This is a genomic window from Pseudomonas sp. Pseusp97 (genome assembly GCF_047304025.1).
Classification (GTDB): Bacteria; Pseudomonadota; Gammaproteobacteria; order Pseudomonadales; family Pseudomonadaceae; genus Pseudomonas.
Genome location: NZ_JBGLYK010000064.1, coordinates 20,049 through 27,110 on the forward strand (window position 1 = coordinate 20,049; position 7,062 = coordinate 27,110).

General features: G+C 68.5%; 6 protein-coding genes. 3 read left to right on the top strand and 3 right to left on the bottom strand.

Annotated features, from left to right (window positions below; genetic code table 11):
* Nucleotides 1-7: 7 nt before the first annotated feature.
* Nucleotides 8-1,498, top strand: a complete 1,491-nt coding sequence (locus ACCC94_RS13410) for a YifB family Mg chelatase-like AAA ATPase (RefSeq protein ID WP_413349934.1) — start codon at nucleotides 8-10, stop codon at nucleotides 1,496-1,498.
* On the opposite strand, the gene ACCC94_RS13415 is transcribed toward ACCC94_RS13410, so the two are convergent.
* Together ACCC94_RS13415 and ACCC94_RS13420 are read right to left on the bottom strand one after the other, a co-directional pair.
* Nucleotides 1,495-1,983 (bottom strand): RidA family protein, encoded by a 489-nt coding sequence (locus ACCC94_RS13415; RefSeq protein WP_413349935.1) that lies wholly within the window; start codon nucleotides 1,981-1,983, stop codon nucleotides 1,495-1,497. The two genes, ACCC94_RS13410 and ACCC94_RS13415, sit on opposite strands and share 4 nt — an antisense overlap.
* Before the next feature lie 28 nt (nucleotides 1,984-2,011).
* Nucleotides 2,012-2,242 carry a DUF1127 domain-containing protein gene (locus ACCC94_RS13420; protein WP_413349936.1) on the bottom strand — a complete coding sequence of 77 codons (231 nt, stop codon included), beginning with the start codon at nucleotides 2,240-2,242 and terminating at the stop codon, nucleotides 2,012-2,014.
* Nucleotides 2,243-2,426: 184 nt separating this feature from the next.
* On the opposite strand from ACCC94_RS13420, the gene ACCC94_RS13425 reads away from it, so the two are divergent.
* Together ACCC94_RS13425 and ACCC94_RS13430 are read left to right on the top strand one after the other, a co-directional pair.
* Nucleotides 2,427-3,875 carry a PLP-dependent aminotransferase family protein gene (locus ACCC94_RS13425; RefSeq protein WP_413349937.1) on the top strand — a complete coding sequence of 483 codons (1,449 nt, stop codon included), beginning with the start codon at nucleotides 2,427-2,429 and terminating at the stop codon, nucleotides 3,873-3,875.
* 82 nt (nucleotides 3,876-3,957) lie between these two features.
* Nucleotides 3,958-4,761: a prolipoprotein diacylglyceryl transferase family protein gene (locus tag ACCC94_RS13430; RefSeq protein WP_413349938.1), complete on the top strand. Its 804-nt coding sequence runs from the start codon at nucleotides 3,958-3,960 to the stop codon at nucleotides 4,759-4,761.
* A 13-nt stretch (nucleotides 4,762-4,774) separates the two neighbouring features.
* Here the strand turns inward: ACCC94_RS13430 and ACCC94_RS13435 are convergent, their stop codons facing one another.
* Entirely contained in the window at nucleotides 4,775-6,712 is a 1,938-nt protein-coding gene (locus ACCC94_RS13435) for a methyl-accepting chemotaxis protein (RefSeq protein ID WP_413349939.1), read from the bottom strand.
* Between the last annotated feature and the right edge of the window lie 350 nt (nucleotides 6,713-7,062).

The window sequence follows — 7,062 nt, forward strand, 5'->3', positions numbered from 1 at the left end:
GTGATCCATGTCCCTCGCCATCGTCCATAGCCGCGCCCAGGTCGGCGTGGAAGCGCCCGGCGTCACCGTCGAGGCGCACCTCGCCAACGGCCTGCCGTCACTGACCCTGGTCGGCCTGCCCGAAGGCGCCGTGAAGGAAAGCAAGGACCGCGTGCGCAGCGCGCTGCTCAATGCCGGCTTCGACTTCCCCAACCGCAGAATCACCCTGAATCTCGCCCCGGCTGACCTGCCGAAAGACGGTGGGCGCTTCGACCTCGCCATCGCCCTGGGCATCCTTGCCGCCAGCGGCCAGTTGGCCGACGCCGCCGGGCTGGATGAGCTGGAATGCCTGGGCGAACTGGCGCTTTCCGGCACGCTGCGGCCGGTCCCCGGTGTATTGCCCGCCGCCCTGGCCGCCCGCGCCGCCGGGCGCGCACTGGTGGTGCCGAAGGAGAACGCCGAGGAAGCCAGCCTCGCCAGCGGCCTGACCGTCTACGCCGTCGGCCACCTGCTGGAACTGGCCGCGCACTTCAGCGGCCAGGAACGCCTGCGCCCCTACGAGGCGAACGGCTTGATGCGGGTGACGCCGCCCTATCCCGACCTGTCGGAAGTCCAGGGCCAGGCCGCCGCCAAGCGTGCACTGCTGGTGGCCGCTGCCGGCGCGCACAACCTGCTGTTCAGCGGGCCGCCCGGCACCGGCAAGACCCTGCTCGCCAGCCGCCTGCCCGGCCTGATGCCGCCGCTGGATGAAGACGAGGCGCTGCAGGTGGCGGCGATCCACTCCGTCGCCGGGCGCGGGCCACTGACCAACTGGCCGCAGCGCCCGTTCCGCCAGCCACACCACACCGCTTCCGCGCCGGCACTGGTCGGTGGCGGCAGTCGCCCGCAACCGGGGGAAATCACCCTGGCACACGAAGGCGTGCTGTTCCTCGATGAACTGCCGGAGTTCGATCGCAAGGTATTGGAGGTGCTGCGCGAGCCTCTCGAAGGCGGCGAAATCGTCATCGCCCGCGCCAACGGCCGCGTGCGCTTCCCGGCGCGCTTCCAACTGGTGGCGGCGATGAACCCCTGCCCCTGCGGCTATCTCGGTGATCCCAGCGGGCGTTGCCGCTGCTCGCCGGAGCAGGTCCAGCGCTACCGGGCCAAGCTCTCCGGCCCGCTGCTGGACCGCATCGACCTGCACCTGACCGTGAGCCGCGAAAGCACCAGCCTCGCCCCCAGCGGCCCGACCACCAGCAGCGCCGAACTGGCCACGCAGGTCGCCGCCGCGCGCCAGCGCCAGCTCGCCCGCCAGGGCTGTGCGAACGCCTTCCTCACCCTGAAAAAGATGCACCAATATTGTGCATTGGCCCCGGAAGACCAGATCTGGCTGGAGAAGGCCGGTGAGCGCCTGAACCTGTCACTGCGCGCCCTGCACCGGATTCTCAAGGTCGCCCGAACCCTCGCCGACCTGCAGCAGGCGGACAGCATCGGCCGCCAGCATCTGGCCGAAGCGCTGCAGTACCGCGCAGGGCACTAGCTCGGCAGGTCCTGCGCGACGGCAAGGAGATTCAGCTCGACCGTCGCGTTCTTCGGCAACTGATAGACGCCAACCGAAGTGCGCGTGTGTATGCCAGCCGCGCCCAGCACCTCATACAGCACGGCAGAAGCGCCGTCGGCCACTTCGCTCTGCTGGGTGAAATGCTCCGCCGACTGCACGTAGACATTGAGCTGGAGCACCTTGCGCACACGGTCGAGGTCGCCCAGCGCCTGCCGCAGCAGCGCCATCGCGCGCATCACGCAGACCCTGGCCGCCAGCTGGGCGTCGGCCAGCGATACCTCGCTGCCCGCCCGGCCGCGGACGACGATCTCATCGCCCACCCGCGGAATCTGCCCACTGATGTGTACCTGGCTTCCTTCGATGAGAAACGGCACGTAGTTGCCGCCGATCTTCATCTCACCGCTGAAGTCGTAGCCGAGTTCGGCGGCGATCCTTTCGAACGCAGCAGCGCGCGTCTCGCTCATAAGCACTCCCTGTCTGGTCGATTTCTGATCAGCAGCGCCAGAACGGCCGCATCGCTTCCAGCTTGGCCTGCTCGCGGCTGATGCCGATATCGCGCAGCTGCTCGTCGCTGAGTTCGAGCAATTGCTTGCGGGTGCGCACGCGGCGCCAGAACTGCTGCCAGCGGCTCTCCTGCAGGCCGCGCGGGGCCATTCGGGCGCCGGGGATTTCCAGCAGCTCCTGTTGGTAAAGGGTCAGCCGCACATCGCTCAGGCCGCTCATGTCGTCACTCCTCCAGTCGGTTTCTCCGGACGTGGGACTAGCGTGGCGGATCGGCAAAAAGCATTACAGATTCAACCAGTGAAAGTTTCTTCCATACAGGAACGCGCAAAATCCCTCTGAATGGCGTATTTTTTCCCGATCTGTACTGTATCGAGCCGCCCCGCCCCGGCACGGGAGAACTGTCATGAAACGCTACGCGCAACTGGCCGCCACTCTGGGCGAACGCATCGAGCAGGGCCTGTACCGTCCCGGCGACCGCCTGCCTTCGGTGCGCGCGCTGAGCGAGGAGCACGGCGTCAGCATCAGCACCGTGCAGCAGGCCTACCGCGTGCTGGAAGATTCCGGGCTGGTGGAGCCCAGGCCGAAGTCCGGCTACTTCGTGCCCGAACGCCGCGAGTTGCCGCCGATGCCGGCCATGACCCGCCCGGCGCAGCGGCCGGTGGACGTCTCGCAGTGGGACCAGGTGCTGGAGCAGGTGCGTCGCGCGCCGGGCGGCGATTTCGTCCAGCTCGGGCGCGGCACGCCGGACATAGCCAGCCCCTCGCTCAAGCCGCTGCAGCGGGCGATGGTGCACGCTGCGCGCCGCACTGACCTGCAAAGCCTGGGCTACGAAGGCATCCAGGGTTCGCTGCCGCTGCGCGAGCAGATCGCCCGGCTGATGCTGGATTCCGGCTGCCAGGTGCCGCCCAGCGAGATCGTCATCACCACCGGCTGCCAGGAGGCGCTGGCGATCACCCTGCGCGCCATCTGCGAGCCGGGCGACATCATCGCCATCGATTCGCCGAGCTTCCACGGCGCCATGCAGGCGCTGAAGGCTTACGGCCTGAAGGCGCTGGAAATCCCCACCGACCCCACCAACGGCATCAGCCTGGAAGCGCTGGAACTGGCCATGGAACAGTGGCCGGTGAAGCTGATCCTGCTCACTCCCAACTGCAACAACCCGCTGGGCTACATCATGCCCGACGCGCGCAAGCGTGCCCTGCTCACGCTGGCCGCTCGCTACGACGTGCCGATCCTCGAGGACGACGTCTATGGCGAACTGGCCTACGCCTTCCCGCGTCCGCGCAGCATCAAGTCCTTCGACACCGACGACCGCGTGCTGCTGGCCAGTTCCTTCTCCAAGACAGTGGCTCCCGGCCTGCGCACCGGCTGGGTGGTGCCGGGGCGGTATCTGGACCGCATCCTCCACTTCAAGTACATCGCCAGCGGCACCTGTGCGCCGCAGCCGCAGATGGCCCTGGCCGAGTTCGTCGGCGGCGGCCACTACGAACCGCATATCCGCCGCATGCGCGCGCAGTACCAACGGCACCGCGACCTGATGACCGAATGGGTCGGCCGCTACTTCCCCGAGGGCGCGCGGGTGACCCGGCCGCGCGGCGGCTTCATGCTCTGGGTCGAGTTCGACCCGCTGTTCGACAGCGTGCGGCTGAACCAGGAGCTGCGCCGCGACAACGTGCAGGTGGCGGCGGGCAACATCTTTTCCGCCTCGGGCAAGTACCGCAACTGCATCCGCATGAACTATTCCAACCGCGACCTGGCGCTGATCGAGGACGCCGTGCGCAAGGTCGGCGCCTGCGCCACGCGGCTCACCGCCGAGCTGCAAGAGCAGCAGGCGGAGGCGCTGCCGGCCTGAGGCGAAACATTTATCCACAGCCCGGCACTGCCGAACGGCGGCGCCCTGCTGTACCTTGGTTTCCTTTTGCCAGGCCCCTGCCTTGACCAGTCTGACCCTCGGCCCGCTGGCCATCCCGCTGCCCCACGTGCTGCTCTACCTCGGTTTCTTCGGCGCCCTGCTGGCCGGCTGGCTGGCCGGGCGCAAGCGCGGCGCCAATCCCGAAGGGGCCTTGTTCGCCATGCTCATTGGCGGCCTGCTGGCGGCGCGGCTGGCCTTCGTCGCACGTTACTTCGAGCAGTACGCGGCGACGCCGCTGAGCATCGTGGATATCCGCGATGGCGGCTTTCTCGCGCTGCCGGGAGTGATCGCTGCTGCGCTTATCGGCACAGGGATGGCCTGGAGTAGAACGCAGCTGCGCCGGCCGCTGGCCGTCGCCGCCGTGGTCGGCGTGTGCCTGTGGGGCGGCGGCAAGGCGGTGACCTCGGCGCTGGACCGCAGCCAGCAGATCCCGCAACTCACGGTGATGGACCTGCGTGGTGCCGCCGTGGACCTGCGCGCGCTGGATGGCCGGCCCATGGTGGTGAACCTCTGGGCCACCTGGTGCCCGCCGTGCCGGCGCGAAATGCCGGTGCTGGAGGCCGCGCAGAAGCAGCGCAGCGACGTGCGCTTTCTGCTGGTCAACCAGGGCGAGAATGCCGAGGCCGTGCAGCGCTTCCTGCGCGACCAGGGCCTGAGTGAAGCAGCGGTGCTGCTAGACAGCGGCAACCGCCTCGGCCAGGCCACCGGCTCCTACGGCATGCCCACCACGCTGTTCTACGACGCCCAGGGGCGCCTGAAGCACAGCCAGATGGGCGAGCTGTCCGCCGCCAGCCTGGAGTATGGGCTGGGCCAGCTCAGGGACTGACCCGCCCATTGCGTCAGCGGAAGCGCCCGACCTCGTCGCGCAGGCCGGCCGCCAGGCTGTCCAGCTCGCGTACGGTCTGCGCCAGGTCGGCGACCACCTGACGCTGCTCGCTGTTGGCCTGGGCGATGCCCTGCAGGTTGCTGCTGAGCAGGGTCGCGGTGCGGCTCTGCTCCTGGGTCGCGGTGGTGATGGCGGCGAACTGCTCGCCGGCCGCACTGCTCTGCTGGGAAATTTCCGCCAGCGCCGCGGCGACCTTTTCGTTCAGCGCCAGCCCGTGCTGCATCAGCTGGCTGCCCTGCTCGATGGTCTCGGTGGCGCTGCCGGTGTCCTGCTGGATGGCGCCGATCATCTGCGAGATTTCCGTGGTGGCAGCCTGGGTGCGTGCCGCGAGGCTGCGCACTTCATCGGCGACCACGGCGAACCCGCGCCCCTGCTCGCCGGCCCGCGCGGCCTCGATGGCGGCGTTCAGCGCCAGCAGGTTGGTCTGCTCGGCAATGGAAGTGATCACCCCGACTATGCTGCCGATCTCCTGGGAACGCGCACCGAGGCGGTTCACCCGCTCCACGGTCTGCTGCAGCGCACCGGCGATCTGCGCCAGCGAAGCCGAGGCGTCGTCCATCGATTGCAGGCCGATGTGGGTCTGCCGGGTGTTCTCGCTGGCCATACGCTCGGTGCTGCGCATGTTGTCGGCGATGTCCATCGAGGTGGCGCTGAACTCTTCCACCGCGCCGGCCATGCTGTTGATCTCGCCCGACTGCTGCTCCATGCCGGCGTATGCGCCGCTGGAAAGCCCCGATAGCGTGCGCGAGCAATGCCCCACTTCTTCCGCCGCGCCGCGCACCCGCGCGACCATGCTGGAGAGTGCCTCGCCCATCTGGTTGAAGCTGCGCGCCTGTCGGTTGCCAGTCACGACGAGATCGGCGACCTGGCGCACCAGGTCGCCCAGCGGCCGCAGGCGGCGCCGCAGCAGCCAGGTGGTGGCGATCACCGCGAGCAGCATGGCGATCAGGCTACCCATGGCCAGCTGGCCGCCGACGCGCCAGGTCACTGCGCGGATCTCGTCCTTCGGCATGCTCGCCACGACGGTCCAGGGACCGCCGGCGAAGGGCTGCGCGACGCTGTAGAAGTCACCCTGGCCGTCACTCCAGAAGCGACCACGGCCGGGGTTGTCCAGCAGGCTGGCAAGGCTGTCGGCGGCGCGTTCGGGATTGCGCGCACCGGCCGGCGGCACCAGCCAGTGGTGCTGTTCATCCAGCAGCGCCAGCGAACCGCGCTGGCCGAGGCGGAAGCGGCCGAGGTTGTCGAACTGGCGCTTCTGCGCGTCGGTGTAGTCGAAGCCGACGAACAGCACGGCGATCACCCGCCCGCCGGCATCGCGCACCGGGGTGTACTGGGTCATGTAGAAACGGTCGAACAGCAGCGCGCGGCCGACGTAGCTCTCACCGCGCATCAGCAGCGGGTAGGCCGGGCTGTTGTGGTCCAGCACGGTGCCCATGGCGCGGCTGCCGTCCTGCTTGGTCAGCGAGGTGGTGATGCGCACGAAGTCCTCGCCATCGCGCACGAACACGGTGGCGACGCCGGCGGTGAGCTGGCGGAATTCGTCGACCAGGGTGAAGTCGCCATTCAGGCGGGCGTCGCCCAGGTACAGCGCCGGGGCTTGCAAAGCGGCGACCGGCACGCGCTCTTCCGCGTGCGCTTTCAGGCCGGCGGCGAAGCGCTGCTCGAACAGGCCGGCGAGGCGCTGGGTGCTTTCGCGCAAGGTGCCGTGAAAGGTTTCCAGCTGGTCCGCCAGCAGGCGCGCTTCGCTGGCGAGGTGTTCTTCGCGGGTGGTCAGGGTAGCGCTGTCCAGCGAGCGCAAGGCAAACAGCGTGCTGCCGCTGATCAACAGGATCAGGAGCACGGCCAGGGCCATCGCCAGCTGCAGGGCGATACGGGATCGGGGCTGGTTCATTCTTCGGGTTCTGCACGCAACGGCTGGCCATCGCCCGTGGTTCGAGGAGCGGCCTGCTTCGGTTCGAGGGGAGTGCCGGCTTGGTTCGCCGGTCTGTGCAGGCTATCGGCGGAGCGTGGCAATACTTGAGTCATTCACCCGGAATTGCCTTGGGCCGGCGGTTTCAGACGAAGCAGCGGTCTTTCCCGGTAGGAGCGGGATTCAGCATTGGGCGGTTCGCGAGCAAGCTCGCTCCTACGAAGAGCGCTCCGGCGTTGGGTGTTGGGTGTTGGGTGTTGGGTGTTGGGTGTTGGGTGTTGGACGTTGGGGGTTGGACGTTGGACGTTGGACGTTGGGGGTTGGGCGTTGGG